Origin of the sequence: Herpetosiphon llansteffanensis, from assembly GCF_003205875.1 — a bacterium.
Lineage (GTDB): Bacteria > Chloroflexota > Chloroflexia > Chloroflexales > Herpetosiphonaceae > Herpetosiphon > Herpetosiphon llansteffanensis.
In genome coordinates, this window is record NZ_PUBZ01000065.1 from 46146 (window position 1) to 62098 (window position 15953).

Annotated in this window: 16 protein-coding genes; 11 read left to right on the forward strand and 5 right to left on the reverse strand. The window is 51.7% G+C overall.

Going from position 1 to position 15953, the window contains the following annotated elements:
- Positions 1–29 precede the first annotated feature (29 nt).
- The gene (locus C5S61_RS04090) at positions 30–446 is read right to left on the reverse strand and encodes a RusA family crossover junction endodeoxyribonuclease (protein WP_054535717.1); all 417 of its coding nucleotides are present in this window, start codon (positions 444–446) and stop codon (positions 30–32) included.
- Between the two features lie 257 nt (positions 447–703).
- Between C5S61_RS04090 and infC the strand changes: the two genes are divergently transcribed.
- The 4 genes from infC to C5S61_RS04110 all read left to right on the forward strand — a co-directional run bounded on the left by infC (position 704) and on the right by C5S61_RS04110 (position 2734).
- The gene (gene infC / locus C5S61_RS04095) at positions 704–1291 is read left to right on the forward strand and encodes a translation initiation factor IF-3 (protein WP_439109047.1); all 588 of its coding nucleotides are present in this window, start codon (positions 704–706) and stop codon (positions 1289–1291) included.
- Positions 1248–1451: a 50S ribosomal protein L35 gene (gene rpmI, locus C5S61_RS04100; RefSeq protein WP_054535718.1), complete on the forward strand. Its 204-nt coding sequence runs from the start codon at positions 1248–1250 to the stop codon at positions 1449–1451. Before infC ends, rpmI begins: the two co-directional genes overlap by 44 nt.
- Positions 1452–1564: 113 nt before the next feature.
- Entirely contained in the window at positions 1565–1921 is a 357-nt protein-coding gene (gene rplT, locus C5S61_RS04105) for a 50S ribosomal protein L20 (protein WP_110513824.1), read from the forward strand.
- Positions 1922–1939: 18 nt separating this feature from the next.
- Positions 1940–2734 carry a TrmH family RNA methyltransferase gene (locus tag C5S61_RS04110; RefSeq protein ID WP_110513825.1) on the forward strand — a complete coding sequence of 265 codons (795 nt, stop codon included), beginning with the start codon at positions 1940–1942 and terminating at the stop codon, positions 2732–2734.
- Positions 2735–3112: 378 nt separating this feature from the next.
- Here C5S61_RS04110 and C5S61_RS04115 read toward each other — a convergent pair whose 3' ends face one another.
- The 3 genes from C5S61_RS04115 to pdhA all read right to left on the reverse strand — a co-directional run bounded on the left by C5S61_RS04115 (position 3113) and on the right by pdhA (position 6545).
- Positions 3113–4468 carry a dihydrolipoamide acetyltransferase family protein gene (locus C5S61_RS04115; protein ID WP_110513826.1) on the reverse strand — a complete coding sequence of 452 codons (1356 nt, stop codon included), beginning with the start codon at positions 4466–4468 and terminating at the stop codon, positions 3113–3115.
- A gap of 90 nt (positions 4469–4558) precedes the next feature.
- Positions 4559–5557: an alpha-ketoacid dehydrogenase subunit beta gene (locus tag C5S61_RS04120; protein WP_110513827.1), complete on the reverse strand. Its 999-nt coding sequence runs from the start codon at positions 5555–5557 to the stop codon at positions 4559–4561.
- Between the two features lie 10 nt (positions 5558–5567).
- Positions 5568–6545, reverse strand: a complete 978-nt coding sequence (gene pdhA, locus C5S61_RS04125) for a pyruvate dehydrogenase (acetyl-transferring) E1 component subunit alpha (RefSeq protein ID WP_054535722.1) — start codon at positions 6543–6545, stop codon at positions 5568–5570.
- 650 nt (positions 6546–7195) lie between these two features.
- On the opposite strand from pdhA, the gene pheT reads away from it, so the two are divergent.
- On the forward strand, positions 7196–9712 hold the full coding sequence (pheT, locus tag C5S61_RS04130) for a phenylalanine--tRNA ligase subunit beta (protein ID WP_110513828.1): 2517 nt from the start codon (positions 7196–7198) through the stop codon (positions 9710–9712).
- Positions 9713–10193: 481 nt separating this feature from the next.
- Complete coding sequence (locus C5S61_RS26760; RefSeq protein WP_164689219.1) at positions 10194–10355, forward strand: hypothetical protein; 162 nt, start codon at positions 10194–10196, stop codon at positions 10353–10355.
- Here C5S61_RS26760 and C5S61_RS04140 read toward each other — a convergent pair.
- Positions 10347–11510, reverse strand: a complete 1164-nt coding sequence (locus C5S61_RS04140) for an alanyl-tRNA editing protein (RefSeq protein WP_110513830.1) — start codon at positions 11508–11510, stop codon at positions 10347–10349. The genes C5S61_RS26760 and C5S61_RS04140 overlap by 9 nt on opposite strands.
- Before the next feature lie 62 nt (positions 11511–11572).
- Here C5S61_RS04140 and C5S61_RS04145 point away from each other — a divergent pair, with 62 nt between their 5' ends.
- The 5 genes from C5S61_RS04145 (at position 11573) to C5S61_RS04165 (ending at position 15941) form a co-directional block, all read left to right on the forward strand.
- Positions 11573–12058: a DinB family protein gene (locus tag C5S61_RS04145; protein ID WP_110513831.1), complete on the forward strand. Its 486-nt coding sequence runs from the start codon at positions 11573–11575 to the stop codon at positions 12056–12058.
- A 6-nt stretch (positions 12059–12064) separates the two neighbouring features.
- Positions 12065–13117 (forward strand): dipeptidase, encoded by a 1053-nt coding sequence (locus C5S61_RS04150; RefSeq protein ID WP_110513832.1) that lies wholly within the window; start codon positions 12065–12067, stop codon positions 13115–13117.
- Between the two features lie 671 nt (positions 13118–13788).
- The gene (gene purM / locus C5S61_RS04155; protein ID WP_110513833.1) at positions 13789–14817 is read left to right on the forward strand and encodes a phosphoribosylformylglycinamidine cyclo-ligase; all 1029 of its coding nucleotides are present in this window, start codon (positions 13789–13791) and stop codon (positions 14815–14817) included.
- Between the two features lie 114 nt (positions 14818–14931).
- A complete protein-coding gene (locus C5S61_RS04160; protein ID WP_110513834.1) occupies positions 14932–15363 on the forward strand; it encodes an anti-sigma regulatory factor in 432 nt (143 codons plus the stop codon).
- Positions 15360–15941 (forward strand): SpoIIE family protein phosphatase, encoded by a 582-nt coding sequence (locus tag C5S61_RS04165; RefSeq protein ID WP_110513835.1) that lies wholly within the window; start codon positions 15360–15362, stop codon positions 15939–15941. The genes C5S61_RS04160 and C5S61_RS04165 overlap by 4 nt, the downstream gene beginning before the upstream one ends.
- The last annotated feature ends 12 nt before the right edge of the window (positions 15942–15953 follow it).

Genomic DNA, 15953 nt, shown 5'->3' on the forward strand with positions numbered 1-15953 from the left:
GCTCAAACGAGCGGGGTTTTTATTTTTGATTATTTGATGAGGACTTCTCGATCGTGTTCAAATTGCCAATCGCTGAGGGCTTCTAGCTCGACTTCGAGCCGAGGGTGCAGCGGATCGATGCGCTTGACCAGATGAATATCGACAACCCGATTATCGTTGATGCCAAGGCTGGTGCAGATACTGTCTTGGGTGATTTTGAGGCCACCATCAAGGTCGCGGCGCAGCGGCGTTTCAAAATAAAAATCGAGGAATAAGGCCAAATAACCTTTTTGGGCCAAGGCTAAAAACTGCTCGGAGATAGTATCGCGTTGCTGGAGCATGGCCAAATGGCGTTTGACTTGGCGTTTAAACGTTTGAGCTTCACGGCTCAACACGCGGCGATTGCCAACTGTCACATATTGGCTGTTAATTGATGGTGGTAATGGCAAACTAAATTGAACAACCACATGCCCCTCCAGACAGCGCCAGTCGCGGCTCGTTGGTTTAGTATAGCACAGGCTTTCCAAACATTTGTGTTGTTTTATTAAGATTAATCAGATTAAGCAACAAAATCTTTGACTTATGGCGAAGATTATGCTATAGTTGGCCGAGCCAACACCCTAACGCTGATGAGGTCGCGTTTAGGGCTTTGTTGTGTTTTGATGTCCTTTTTTGGAAGGAGCCTCCTATCAGAGACAAGCTACGAATCAATAATCGGATTCGCGTGCGCGAAGTGCGTCTGATCGACGAAAACGGGGAGCAAGTTGGGATCATCACGACCCGTGATGCGCTCGACATGGCACATGACCGCGATCTCGACTTAGTTGAGGTTGCCCCGAATGCTAGCCCGCCGGTTTGCCGCCTAATGGATTACGGCAAGTACCGCTACGAGCAAACCAAGAAAGAACGCGAAGCCCGCAAGAATCAAAAACAGGTCGAACTGAAAGAGATTCGCATGCAGCCGCGCACCGACACCCATGACTTGCAGGTAAAGGTGAACAATGCTCGCCGTTTCCTCGAAGATGGGCACAAAGTGAAGTTCTCGGTACGTTTCCGTGGGCGCGAAATCACTCACCCTGAAATTGGCCGCGATATGCTTGAGCAAATTGCCGAGGATTTACGCGATCATGGGGTGCTTGAGCAAAAACCCACGCTCGAAGGTCGGGCCTATTCGTTGATCATGGCCCCATCACCAAGCAAAACGCAACAACCTGCGAAACGTAGCGATAAACCGGCTCCACCATCATCATTAGGAGATATTGATTTCGATGCCGAAGATGAAGACCAACAAGCAGGCCAAGCGCCGCTTTAAAATCACTGGCACCGGTAAAATTATGCGCACCAAGGGTGGCAAAAGCCACTTCCGCCGCCGCAAATCAACCCGGGTCAAGCAGGCTCTCGATAAGATGTTCCCAGTGAGCCCATCAGACGTGAAGCGTCTGCAACGCTCATTGCCTTACGGCCTGAAATAGTTCGTTCGTCGGAAAATGAGTGCTGGTTCGTAGCGGGATCAGGGTTACAAGCTTTGCAATGCTCCTGTACCGTCTCGCCAGCATGTTGACTGTACTCTTTTGGAGGTATCTCGATGGCACGTATCAAACGTGGCATTATGACGCACAAGCGTCACAAGAAGCTTTTGAATCAAGCCAAGGGTTTCCGCGGCAGCCGTTCACACAACTATAAAACCGCTCACGAAGCAGTCATGAAGGCATTGGCCTACGCATACCGTGACCGCCGTAACCGCAAACGCGATTTCCGCCGCTTGTGGATCGTGCGGATCAACGCTGCTGCGCGCTTGAACGGTTTGAGCTATAGCAATTTGATCAATGGCTTGAACAAAGCTGGGATCTTAATTGATCGCCGCCAATTGGCCGACTTGGCTGTGCGCGATGCTGCCGCTTTCACGGCAATTGTTGCTCAAGCTAAGCAAGCTTTGGCCTAGTTCAAGGCACGGTGCTGTGTGAGCGACCTCATTACCAGCGCTGCCAATCATCACGTTAAATACCTGCGCTCATTGCTGCGTTCCCGCAAGGATCGTCACAATGAGCGCAGGTTTGTTGTTGAAGGGGTGCGTTTGGTCGCCGAAGCGCTGCATGGTGGCCAACCAAGCGTCCTACTGTATGTGCCTGAGCAATTAGCAAGCACCGAACGCGGTCAACAACTGCTTGATCAACTGGCTGCATTGCCCAATGCTTTTGCGACAACCCCAGCGATTTTGGCTGGAATTAGCGATGTTGAAACGCCGCAAGGGATTATTGCCGCGCTTCCAATGCCGCAAATTAGCAGCCAACCAGCGTCGTTAATCTTGATGCTCGATGGGGTGCAAGATCCTGGTAATGTCGGCACGTTGTTGCGCTCCGCCGAAGCGGCTGGCGTTGGCCAAGTGCTGTGTTTGCAAGGCACTGCCGATGTGTGGAGTCCCAAGGTTGTGCGCTCGGGCATGGGCGTGCACTTTCGCTTGCCAATCGTCGATGGCCTGCAATGGGAAACTGCTTTGCCCTTGATTGAGCATTGCCCGCAACGTTTTGCTGCGGTGCAAGCTTCGCTGCTGGCCTATGATCAGGCTGATCTCAATCAACCAACTGTGCTGATTATCGGCAACGAAGCAAATGGGGTTTCAGCTACAACCCTCAGCTATGCCAGCACCATCACCATCCCCATGCTTGGCGCGCTCGAATCGTTGAATGCTGCGGTTGCAGGCAGTGTGCTGTTGTTCGAGGCCGCCCGTCAACGCCGAGCAAAGGATGAAGGATGAGGGATGAGGGATGAAATTGATCCACGAGGGTTAATTTTTTTTAGCCACGAATTGCACGAATTCCACGAATAATTATTTTTAGCCACAGATTCCACAGATTTGTTTGATTATCGTTCCCAAAGCCCAAAGCCTCCAGCCTATAGCCATCGGTTTCTCTGCCCCTCTGCGTTAAGTATTTGATCCACGAAGGACACGAAGATGAGTCTATTGGCTATTGGCTTTTGGCTTTTGACCCACGAAACGTCCGATAGCCTATAGTCTACAGCCATATGTTCTATGCTCTCTGTTCTATGTTCCTCTTCATCCCTCATCCCTAAAAAAAGGCCCCTCGCCCGCCGAAGCGAGCAAGAGGCGAAATTCAAGCCTGATGCAATTAATTTAGAGCAAGAGCTTGAATGGGTTTTGCAGCAAGTTCTTGAGTTCGACCAAGAACTGAGCAACGGTTGCACCATCGGTTGCGCGGTGGTCGGCTGAAACCGTGAGATTCATCAAGTGACGAATCACAATCTCGCCATCGCGGACAACTGGGGTGGCAATTGTGCTGCCAACAGCCAAGATTGCGCTTTGCGGTGGCGTGATAATCGCAATGAAGTTGGTTACATCGAACATCCCCAAGTTGCTGACGGTGAACGTGCCGCCTTGGAGATCATCGAGGCCAGCCTTGCCTTCGCGGGTTCGGCCAATCACATCGCGCATTTGGCTAGAGATTGCGCCGAGGCTCAGGCTATCGCAGTTGCGCACGACGGGAGCCAACAAACCTGCATCGGTTGCTACGGCCACGCTGATGTGAACATCTTTGTGCACCAACAACTTATCGCCAGCAAAGGTTGCATTAAGTGAAGGGAATTTCTTCAGCGCAATTGCACAAGCTTTGAGCAGCAATTCGGTGACTGAAAGCTTGCCGCCGTGGGCTTCACGCAATTTGGGCAAAAGCTCTTGAATTGCATCCATTTCAATCGTTGAAGTAACGAAGAATGGTGGCACTTGCTGTTGGCTTTCGACCATGCGCTTGGCAGCGGTTTGGCGCAAGCGTGAAAGTGGCTCTTCGCTGTAGACCGCGTTTGGTGCTGGTGGTGCAAAGACCAAGCCAACTGGTGCTGGCACTGGCGATGCTACTGGTGCAGCAGCGGCGGCAGGCGCAGCTTTTGGTTCGCTGACAGCAGGTGCAGCAGCAGCGGCAGGCGCAGCTTTTGGTTCGCTGGCAGCGGCCAAGACATCGGCTTTGACAATCCGGCCATCAGGGCCTGAGCCTTTGAGGCCTGCCAAATTTACGCCGCGTTGTTCGGCCAAACCGCGCGCAACAGGCGTTGCCACCAAGCGGCCTGTTGATTCAGCGGGAGCACTTTCAGCTGGTGCTGCTTCAACTTTTTCTGGTTGAGCGGCAACTGCTGGGGCGGTTGGGGCTGCTTCGGCACCCTCGCCGACCGCAGGCGCATCGCTTGATGGCGTAACGCTGGCGTTGGCTTCTGCCGATTCCTCGGCTTCTTCATCGCCTGAGCCATCGTCAATTTCGGCAATCGGCGCGCCGACTGGCACGGTATCGCCTTCGTTGACCAAGAATTTTATAATTTTGCCCGCCTCAAAAGCCTCGATTTCAATCGTGACCTTATCGGTTTCGACTTCAGCAATTGGCTCACCACGCGAAACTTCATCGCCTGGCTGTTTCAACCATTTGGCCAAAGTACCTTCGACCATATCGTAGCCCATTTTGGGCATTTCTAGTTTCTTCGCCATCGTGACCTCGTGTGTTGGTGGCTTAGCAGCCAGCTTTGGAATCTGTGAAACCGTTTTCTTTAGCTGCCTGCTAAGCCACCTAACCTCAAACTACTGCTGCCGAATCTTTTGGGTCTTGCCTGCCAGCACATTCTTGACTGCTTGAATGACTGAATCGGCATTTGGCACCACGTGGGCTTCCAAGTTTTTGGCATAAGGCATAGGCACTTCGTCAAAGCCTACGCGCCAAATTGGAGCGTCCAAGTGATCAAAGCCTTCGGTATACAAGCGAGCGGCAATTTCCGAGCCAACGCCAACGGAGGTCCACTCTTCGGTGGCAATTACAGCGCGGTTGGTTTTGCGGAAACTTTCCAAGACTGGCTCCATATCGAGCGGACGAATGGTGCGCAAGTCGACCAAGGCAGCGTCGATGCCTTCGCTGGCCAAGGTTTCAACTGCTTGTTGGCAGTAAGGAATCATGCGGCCATAGCCCACGATCGTCACATCTTTGCCATCGTGCAACAAGTTTGATTTGCCAATCGGAACCGTATAGCTTTCCTCTGGCACTTCGCCCTTGATGTTGTAAATCCCAGTGTGTTCGATGAAAATCACGGGATCGGGATCTTCGATGGCGGCCTTCATCAAGCCTTTGGCATCGTATGGCGTGCCGGGCACAACCACCTTCAAGCCGGGCATGTAGGCGTAGTAGTTATCGAAGGCTTGCGAGTGGGTGGCGCTCAATTGACCGTAGCCGTTGGGCATGCGGAAAACAATTGGGCAGGTAAACTGGCCACCGAACATATAGTGCAATTTAGCGGCGTGGTTGATAATCATATCGAGCGCCAAAATTGCAAAGTTGGTGGTCATCATTTCAACGACTGGGCGTAAGCCGTTCATGGCTGCACCGATGCCTAAGCCAGCATAGCCAGCTTCAGCAATTGGCATATCTTTGATGCGTTCGGGGCCAAACTCTTTTAAAAACCCTTTGGTCACACCGTAAGCGCTATCGTAGTGAACAACATCTTCACCAATGATAAACACCCGTGGATCGTTGGTCATTGCTTCGCGCAATGCTTGGCGCAAGGCTTCCGAGTAGGTTATAACGGGCATTGATATCTCCTTAGAGCGGCTTCGAGTAGATTTCGGTCCATGCTTCGCTCAGGTCTGGGGCAGGGCTTTCTTCGGCAAATTGCACCACTGCATCCATTTCCTTTTCAACTTCTTTATCGATTTGCTTGGCTTGTTTTTCAGTTAACAAGTTTTGATCGATTAGTTTTTGCTTGAGCAAAGCAATTGGGTCGCCTGAGCGCCGAGCGTTAATGTCGTCGCGAGTACGATACATTTGGGGGTCGGCAGCTGAGTGACCACGCAGACGGTAGGTCATCGCTTCAAGGAAATAGGGGCCTTCGGTGCGGGCATGGTTGACGGCGTGAAGGGCGCGGGCGCGCATTTCTTCAACATCGTTGCCATTCACGCGCTCACCTGGCATAAAGGGCGAAGCTTTTTTGTGAATTTCCGTGACCGAGGTATGCACGCTCAGCGGCGTACCCATGGCAAATTCGTTGTTTTCGCACAGGAAAACGATTGGCAATTTGTAGAGCGCTGCCATGCTGACGGCTTCGTAGAATTCGCCGCCATTGGTTGCGCCATCGCCAAAGAAACACATGACAACGCCATCTTGATCGGCTTCGCCAAGCACTTCACGTTTGTATTTGATCGAGTAGGCAATGCCCATGGCCAACAGCAAATGCGCACCAACGATGGCGTAACCGCCCCAGAAATTTTTATTTTTATCAGCAAAGTGCATTGAGCCGCCTTTGCCTTTACCGGTGCCAGTGCTGCGGCCAAACAATTCAGCCATCAAAGGTTTTGGTTCGAGGCCACGAGCAAGGGCGTGACCATGGTCGCGATAGTGAGTTACTAAGTGGTCTTGTGCTTTCAAGGCACCAATCGCACCAACCGCGACTGCTTCTTGCCCAACATATAAGTGCAAGAAGCCACCGATCCGAGCACGGGTGTACTGCTGCTGGCAATGTTCTTCAAATGAGCGAATCAGCACCATCGTGCGGTAATCGGCAAGTAAATCTTGCTTTTCCATCAAGGCTCCTTTATCGAGGGTTGCAGAAGAAGAAAAGCCATACCATGGCCGTTCTATCAACACGGATAGAACGTCTTTTAAATAAGGAATTAAGGTGTGTATTGTCGTCGTTGACAGGGCCTTTTATACCATTGGCTATTATAGCATATCGCATTGCATGCCGTCAGATAGCTTTATTTTTAGACACACTGCGTCATGAAAAAGGATGAAGGATGAATTATGAGGGATGAAGCCCTAGAAAGGATGAAGGATGAAGTATGAGGGATGAAGCCAACCATCACTCTAGGTTTGATCCACGAAGGACAAGAAGGGCACGAAGGACATGAAGAGCATAGAACATAACAAACTTGGCTATTGGCTTTCGGAGATTCCTTGTCCCTACAATCGAGATTGATCCACGAAGCGCACAAAGACTTATAGCCACGAATTGCACGAATTTCACCAATTCCCCGTTAGCCAATAGCCTTCAGCCCATAGCCATCGGTTCTCTGCGTTAACATGCTGACCCCTGATAGCCCCTGATCCCTATCCTATGTTCTATGTTCTATGTTCTATGTTCTTCATCCTTCATCCCTCATCCTTTATATTGTTGGCTTATCTTGTATAATGCTGATTGGCTGAAACTACTAGATACGATGAGGTAAAACGGCATGCGAGTACCGCTTTCGTGGTTACGCGAATTTGTTGATATAACGATGAGTCCTGAAGAATTGGCCGAGCGGCTCACGCGGGCGGGCTTGGAAGTTGCCAGCATTGATTACGTCGGGCTGCAAGCTCCCGCTGGCTCGGCTTGGGCCCCAGATTTGGGTAGCGCCACCCCACCAGAGTATATCCCGTGGGATCGCGAGACGATTGTTGTGGGCCAGATTGTTGATGTGCAGCCGCACCCCAACGCTGAACGCCTAAAATTGCCCAAAATTGCCTATGGCGAAGGCCGCGAATTAACCGTGGTTACTGGCGCTCCCAATATTGAATTTGGCATGAGCGGCCAAAAAGTGGTGCTCGCCACCAAAGGCGCACGCTTGCTCGATGGCCATAGCGAAACCCGTCAATGGTTGACGCTCAAGCCAACCAAACTGCGCGGCGTGCCTTCCGAAGGCATGGTCTGCTCGGAGATGGAATTGGCGCTCTCCGACGAGCACGAAGGCATTATCTTCTTGCCCGATGATGCGCCGGTTGGCACGCCCTTGGCCGATTATTGGGGCGATGCAGTGTTGGAAATTGAAACCACGCCGAATTATGCCCATACCTTGAGCATCCTTGGGGTGGCCCGCGAAGTTGCGGCCTTCACCGGCGGCGAATTGCGCATGCCCAGCTTCGATTTGCCAAGCAACGGCCCAGCTATCGCCGACAAAATTCAGGTCGAGATTGTCGATTCGAGCATTTGCCCACGCTTTGTTGCTGGCTTGATCGAAGGTGTGACAATTGCACCCTCGCCATGGTGGATGCAACGCCGCTTGCGCTTAGCTGGCCAACGCCCAATCAACAACATTGCCGACATCACCAACTATGTGATGTTGGAGCTTGGCGAGCCAAGCCATGCCTTCGATGCCGATCAAGTTGCCCAAGGCCGCTTGATTATTCGTCCTGCTGCTGCTGGCGAAAAGCTCGAAACCCTCGATCACATTGTGCGTGAATTGCGCCTAATCGATACGGTTGTGGCCGATCCCAACGGCCCATCAAGCTTAGCTGGGGTGATGGGTGGCGCGGCCTCGGAAATTAGCGATAGCACGGTTAATGTATTGTATGAAGCGGCGTTGTGGAATCCCATTGCGATTCGGCGCACCGCTCAGCATTTCAAACTCTTCTCCGAAGCCTCAAAACGTTTCGAGAAGGGCGTTGACCCAACGCTCCCACCACGCACAACGATTCGCGGTTTGAACTTAATTCAGCAACTTGCTGGCGGCACGATTGCCAATGGCTTGGTTGATGTTTGCCCTGAGCCATTCACCCGCCGCGAAATTGAGTTAGCCTTGGGCGAAGTTAAGCGCATTTTGGGGATTGAGCTTGCGCTAACCGAAGTGGCCAATTTGCTCAGCCGCTTGGGCTATGAATGCGCCGTGGTCGAATCGAGCCGTGGCCCAGCCTTGCATGTGCTGGTGCCAGCGCATCGCACCGATGTTGAGATCGAAGCCGATTTGCTCGAAGATGTGGCCCGCATGTATGGCTACGATGAGATTCCCGAAGCCCTAATGGCCGATACCTTGCCAACCCAGCGCGCAAATCCATTGTTCGAAGCCACTGAACGTTTGCGCGATATGTTGGTGGCTGCGGGCTTGGATGAAGCGATTAGCTATTCGTTGAGCAACGAAACGCTGCAAAACTCAATCTATGTGAGCGAAAATGGCGCAACTGCTGCCCAATTCGTGCGCTTGGAAAACCCATTAACGCCCGATCGCTCGGTGATGCGGCGTTCAATGTTGCCCGAATTGCTGAGCATTGTGGTTGGCGATTTGCGCGAACGCGAGCGGGTTGCCTTATTTGAAATTGGCGCTGTCTTTGATCCAGTTGTTGGCCAATTGCTGCCCGACGAACCACGCAACGTAGCACTGATTTTGGCTGGCACACGCCAAACCAGCACCTGGAGCCAGCCCGAGCCAGAGGGCTTCGATTTCTTCGACCTCAAAGGCGTAATTGAAGAAGTGCTGCGTCGTCATGGCTTGCGCGAACGAGCCAGTTTCCAAGTGGCGAGCGATGAGCGTTTGCATCCAGGCCGCAGCGCCAAAATTGTCGTCGATGAGCTTGAAATTGGCGTGTTTGGCGAATTACACCCATTGGTACGCGATCGTTTTGGCTTCAGCGTGCAACGGGTTTGTGTTGCCGAATTAAGCGTTGATCACCTGCTCAAGGTCAGCACGCCAACCAAATATGCCAGCATCTCGCGCTTCCCTGCCACAGTGCAGGATTTGGCCCTGGTTGCCAACGACGAGCTAGCAGCCGACCTGATTGCCAAGACGATCAAGCAATATGGTGGCGAATTCTTGGAAGATGTGCGCTTGTTCGATGTGTATACTGGCGCGCCAATTCCTGCTGGCCAGCGCAGTTTGGCCTTCCGCCTGCGCTTCCGCGCGCCCGACCGCACCTTGGCCGACAAAGATTTGCTCAAGACCCGCGAAAAGTTGCTCAAGCAGCTTGAACGTGAATTAGGCGTACAAATCCGTAGCTAAACAACTGCAAGCCCTGCTGCTAGCAATAGCAGTGGGGCTTTTTATATCATCTATTGCCTAACATTAATTTGACACCAGCAATCCTCGCGTTATAATCAAGCCAATTGTTACTATAAGCTAGGGTGAGGATTAACTACTTCCTGCTGCTTGCCACAACATTCCTGCCACAATCAACACCATTCAATAACAAAAAATCCACGATTAATGCTCCAAATAAAGCAGCTCATATATAATCAAGTTTCAAATTATTGAAGCTTATTTGCGTTTAACATAATAAAATAACTAAAAAATAAATTCATAATTTATTAATGAATTGTGCGCACAATTTCTAATTGATTGATTATGCTACGCTTGAGCTAAGTGAAAGAGTCGTTTTATAAAGGAGGAAAATGGAAATTTTGCGCCAAATCCTGCTTTTGTGCTGGCGAATTGCTTTTTTGCAAGCACTAAGCAAATTTGGGAGCTTGAAACCGAGCAACCATTGCATGAGCCACAATTTGCTGTCGCTGCCAGTCGCTATCAGGCTGGGCGCTATTGGTATCGGGTGATTGGCCCATACTTGGCCCATTATCCGTTGCAACCAGCCCACAACTATACATTAAACGAAGCCTATTTGTGGCTCATGCAGCAAGCCTCAGCTTAATCTGCTCAGCGCCAAATCAATCGCGGCGGCTAAATCGTGAGCATTCGCAATGCCACCTTGGGCTTGTTGGGCGCTGCCGCCACCTTTGCCGCCAAATTCGGCGACAACCTGGCGCAAAAGTGCGCCACAATCGAGGCCCTGACCAGCAACGATTAATTGGGGTTTGCTTGCTGCCACGCCAAACAAGGCTACGCCGCCAGCTTGCGCGACCAAATTCGCCAATTGGCGCACGCTTTGCGGTTCGCGCTGCCACACTTGGGCCACGACCTTGAGCTGGCCAATGGTTTGGGCCTCTTCCACCAAGGCTTTGGCCTCGAATTCGAGCAATTGTTGCTCTGCTTGCTGCAACTGTTTGCGCAGTTGGTGTTCTTGTTCGCGCAAACGCTCCACTGCTTGCTCTGCTTGGTTGGGCGCAACACTAAAACCAGCAGCAATCCGCCCAAGCATGGCATTCTTCCAACGCAAATCCTGCAACGCGCGCCCACCACAGACAAATTCAATCCGTAGGCTATCGCCGCGCTTTTCGCTACGCCGAATGTGAATCTGACCAACTGCGCCAGTGGCGTTGGGGTGGGTTCCGCCACACGCTGAATGATCAAAATCGCCTGCTGAAACAACCCGAATTGCGCCTGTAACTGTGGGAGCTTTGCGTAGGGCGATGCTGGCTAGCTCATCCTCGCTGACAATTCGCGTTAGAATTGGCAGATTTTGCCAGATGATGTGGTTGGCTAAGTCTTCGGCCTCGGCAAGTTGTTCAGGGCTGGCGGCGCTGGTCGTCAAATCAATCGTCACATACTCGGCACTGAGATGAAAGCCCACCGTACGCCAATTGAAAAGCTGATCAAATGCCGCCGAAAGTAAATGCTGGCCGTGGTGTTGTTGCATATGGTCAAAGCGGCGCTGCCAATCCAAGCGACATTCGACATTGGTGGCCTCGATTGGTTCAGCCAGCGTATGCCAAATCACATCCTGCTCATCAATTTGAACATCGACCACCGCCACACCGTTAATCCAGCCATGGTCGGCGGGCTGGCCGCCAGCTTCGGGATAAAACGCGCTGCGATCAAGCGCAACCCGTTGCTGATCGCTGGCAATAATTTGGGCTGACCATTCGCGCAAATAGGCATCGTGCCAATACAATCGTTCAGTGCTCATCGACGGCTCCTGCAAAACAGAATATGCTATGATAGATCAATCTGTGCAAAGGAGAAATCTCAATGACGAGTAAAGCCGCCGAGTATTACGCCAAAGAAACCGAGCGGGTCTGGACGTTGGTTGGCGAGCATGCAGAGGCCGATTTGCATAAGCCAATTCGCAACGATGGCTGGAGCACGTGGGACATTGTGGCCCATATTGCCATAACCTCGCGCCAAATGCTGCGCTTGGGCCAAAAACAACAGCAGCAATCCCAAACAGGCAATACAACTCCAATCTTTGCCCCCGATTTTGATGTTGATCGCATGAATATTGAGCAGGTTGAGGCGTGGCGCGGCAAAAGCTTTGCCGAAATTCGCCAGCATTGGGATAAAACTGGCAGCCAATTGGCCGATTATTGCGCTAGCTTGCAAGCAAACGATTTGGCATTGCCGGTTGAGTTTGTCAAAAAGCAGCACATGACGCTTGATGAACTATTAAATAGAATTGCACTGCATATTCGCTTACATCGCACCGAAATAGAAACGGGCCTTAGCTCGCTAGAATGAGGTTTCATGATTCTCGTTGATGCACACCTCGATTTGGCCTATAACGCAATTAACCTTGGCCGCGATTTGACTCAAACGGTCGATGTTGGTCGCCAACGCGCTGCCGAACATACGCCCGAATGGATTGCCGAGGCTGGCACGCTGACCACAACCTTGCCTGAAATTGGCTTGCACCAGCCAAGCATTGTGTGTGGCACGATTTTTATTTTGCCCGCCGATGCCCAAACCACGCTTGACGGTGTGGCCTACGCAACCCCCGACGAAGCCCACGATCAAGCATGGGAGCAACTGAATTGGTACAAGCAGCAGTGTGCCGCTGGCCACTTACACTTTATCGACAACCAACAGGCGCTTGAGGCCATTCAAGCTGGCGCTGGCTCGCTGCCTGGTTTGGTCTTTTTGATGGAAGGAGCCGATGGCTTGCGCACGCCTGCTGAGTTGGTCGAGTGGCATGCTGCTGGCCTGCGTTGGCTTGGGCCTGCTTGGCAAGCAACCCGCTATGCTGGCGGCACGGGGCAGCCTGGCCCCTTCACTGCTGCTGGCTTTGAACTACTTGGTTTGATGCAAGAGCTTGGGGTGGCGCTCGATGCGAGTCATCTGGCTGAGGAAAGTTTTTGGCAAGCAATTGAGCATTTTAATGGGCTAATTGCAGCCTCGCACTCCAATTGCCGCAGCTTGTTGGCTGGCTCCGAGCACCAAGATCGCTACTTAAGCGATGCCATGATCAAAGCAATTATCGAGCGCGATGGTGTCATTGGGATTGCGCTGTATAACCGCATGCTGCGCGCCGATTGGGATGGCAGCAAAAACCACGTTAATTTGGCGCATGTGGTGGCACAGATTGAGCATGTCTGCCAGCTTGCAGGCAATAGCCGCCACGTAGCACTTGGCTCAGACCTCGACGGCGGCTTTGGTGTTGAAATGATTCCAGCGGAAATCGATCGCTGGAGCGATTTGCCCAAAATTGGCCAAGCCTTGGCGGCACGTGGCTGGCAGGAAACCGATATTGCCAATCTCATGGGTCAAAATTGGCTGCGCTGGTTCCAAAAAATTTTGTAAGGCTTGGGGATCGTTTGTTTCGATCCACGAAGCGCACGAAGAGCACGAAGGCTATAGGCTATTGGCGTTTGGCTATCGGAGTGTTTCGATCCACGAAGGACACGAAGGACACGAAGGACGAAACCGCGAAGGGCGCGAAGATCGCGAAATGTAGCTCTAGGCTATCGGCTATGTGTAATGATACATTGGATTGGCAATCAGCATCATGCCCTCACCCCCAGCCCCTCTCCCACTGAACGCGGGCGAGGGGAGCCGACCCTTGTGTACCAAAAAATGGCGCAAAAACCACCGTCTAAAGCCCCTCGCCTGCGGGCGGGAGAGGGGTTGGGGTGAGGGGATCTTAAAACCTATCCTTGAAAGTGATCCTCAACTCCTCTCTGCGCCTCTGGGTTGAAAAATAGAACATTTTTAGCCACAGATTGCACAGATTCGTGTGATTATTGTTCTCTTCCAATCACCTGATCCATGACCTCTCTTCCCCTTTGACCTTCTGACTTTTGATTTTTGACTTTTGCCTTCTGACTTGTTCTTCATCCCTCATCCTTCATCCTTATCTATGTTCTATGTTCTATGCTCTATGTTCTATATTTGATTTGTTCTTCATCCTTCATCCTTATCTATGTTCTATAATAGGCCAACAACCAATCAATACGGAACTGGAGTAGACAACCATGACCACCTATAAGGATGCTGGCGTTGATATTGCAACCAAGATGGATGCGATCCAACAGATGGGTGCCGCCGTAAAGGCCACCCATACTCCAGCAGTGTTGGCCGGTTTAGGCGCGTTCGGCGGCTGTTTTGACCTAGCCGAGGTCACGACCAAGCATGCCCAACCGGTGTTGGTGGCCTCGACCGATGGCGTTGGCACCAAAACAGCGGTTGCCGCCGCCGTTGGCGATGTACGCACGATTGGTGCCGATTTAGTTAACCATTGTATTAATGATATTTTGTGCCAAGGTGCAACGCCACTCTTTTTTCTCGATTATATTGCGGCCTCAAAACTTGAGCCAGTCATGATTGTTGCGGCGGTTGAAGGGCTTGCCGCTGCATGTCGCGATGCAGGTATTGCCTTGCTTGGCGGCGAAACTGCCGAAATGCCAGGAGTTTATCACGATGGGGCCTTTGATGTAGCAGGCACCATTGTTGGCGTGGTTGATCGGGCCAATATGCTCGATGGCAGCGCAATCAAGCCTGGCGATGTAGCAATTGCGTTGCCTTCGACTGGCTTGCACACCAATGGCTATTCGTTGGCGCGCAAAGTGTGTGCTCCATTGGGCTATGCTAGCCAACCAGCAATCTTGGCTGGGCAGAGCATTGGCGAGGCCTTGTTGGCTCCGCATCGGGCTTACTTGCACGAAGTTCAGGCCTTACGCCAAGCTGGCGTAGCAATTCATGGTTTGGCGCATATTACTGGTGGCGGCATTTGGGATAATATTCCCCGTGTTTTGCCCGCCGATGTCACGGTTGAATTGGTACGTGGCTCATGGCATGTGCCTGCCATCTTTCAATTAATTGTTGAACAAGCAGCGATGGACGAGCACGAAGCCCATCATGTGCTCAACATGGGCTTGGGCATGATTTTGTTTATTGCCGCCGAGCAGGCTGAGCAAGCGCTGGCAACCATCAGCGATGCCCAACTGGTCGGTCGGGTTGTTGAGCAAACCAATCAGGCGCGAGTAGTGCTAGTAGATCGCTAGTAACTGTGCTATACTGCCAACCATAGTTTGCCAAGCGTGGTCTTAAATTATGGTTGGCAAACGAAAGCTAGTTGTCATCTTCATCACTATCGCAGCCAAAACGGAAACGCTATAATGAGTCGTGAACCTCAGACCCAGACGATTGCTCGTGAGGTTGATGTCTACATCGCTGTCAGTCGTGGACGCGAATTATCGCGCGCCTTAGGCTTTGACGATGTTGATCGGACGCGAATTGAAATTGCGATTCTAGAATTGACTCGGAATATTTTGGCCCACGCCGAGCGCGGCAGCCTCACAGTTCGCGAAATTGAAGCCAACGAGCAATTTGGTATTGAAATCGAGGCAAGCGACATTGGACCCGGCATTGCAGATACAACCCTTGCCTTACGTGATGGCTATAGCACCAAGCAAACCCTTGGCACGGGATTGCCTGGGGTTAAACGGTTGATGGACGAATTCGAAATTGAATCCCAAGTTGGTGTTGGTACGGTCGTTCGAGCACGACGATGGCTTCCTCGTCGGCGTGAACGCGGAGGACGAAAATGAGATTAAACTGGAGCGCCCAAACGCGCAGCAAATATGGTCAATCGGTCTCTGGCGATGGCTATGCGGTAATCGAAAACCAAAATAGCATCCTAATTGCGGTGATCGATGGTCTTGGTGGGGGCGCTGAAGCAGCGAAGCCAACCAAATTAGCCTTAGAAGAATTGCATCAACATTCCACTCGCCCACTTAAAGAATTGATCGAGCGTTGTCATAAAGCGCTGCATGGCACTCGCGGCGCAGTCATCGGGCTATTGCGCCTCGAATTCGACCACCTGCGCGCCAGCTATATTGGCGTAGGTAATATTGGTATTCATGTCATTAGCGATCGGGTGATTAAGCCTATTTCCAAAAATGGCATCCTCGGGCATAATCAATTACCAACCCTGTTGGAAATGACCTATACCTTTAACATTGGTGATATTTTTGTTTTGTATAGCGACGGGATTTCGACGCGCATGATTACCGATTCGGCGCTACACCACGCGATCGAAAACCCAGAATCCTTGGCGCTTGGCTTGATGGAACGCTATGGCAAAACCACCGATGATGTAACGATTTTAATTGCCCAAACCCAGTAATCTTGCCTCAGG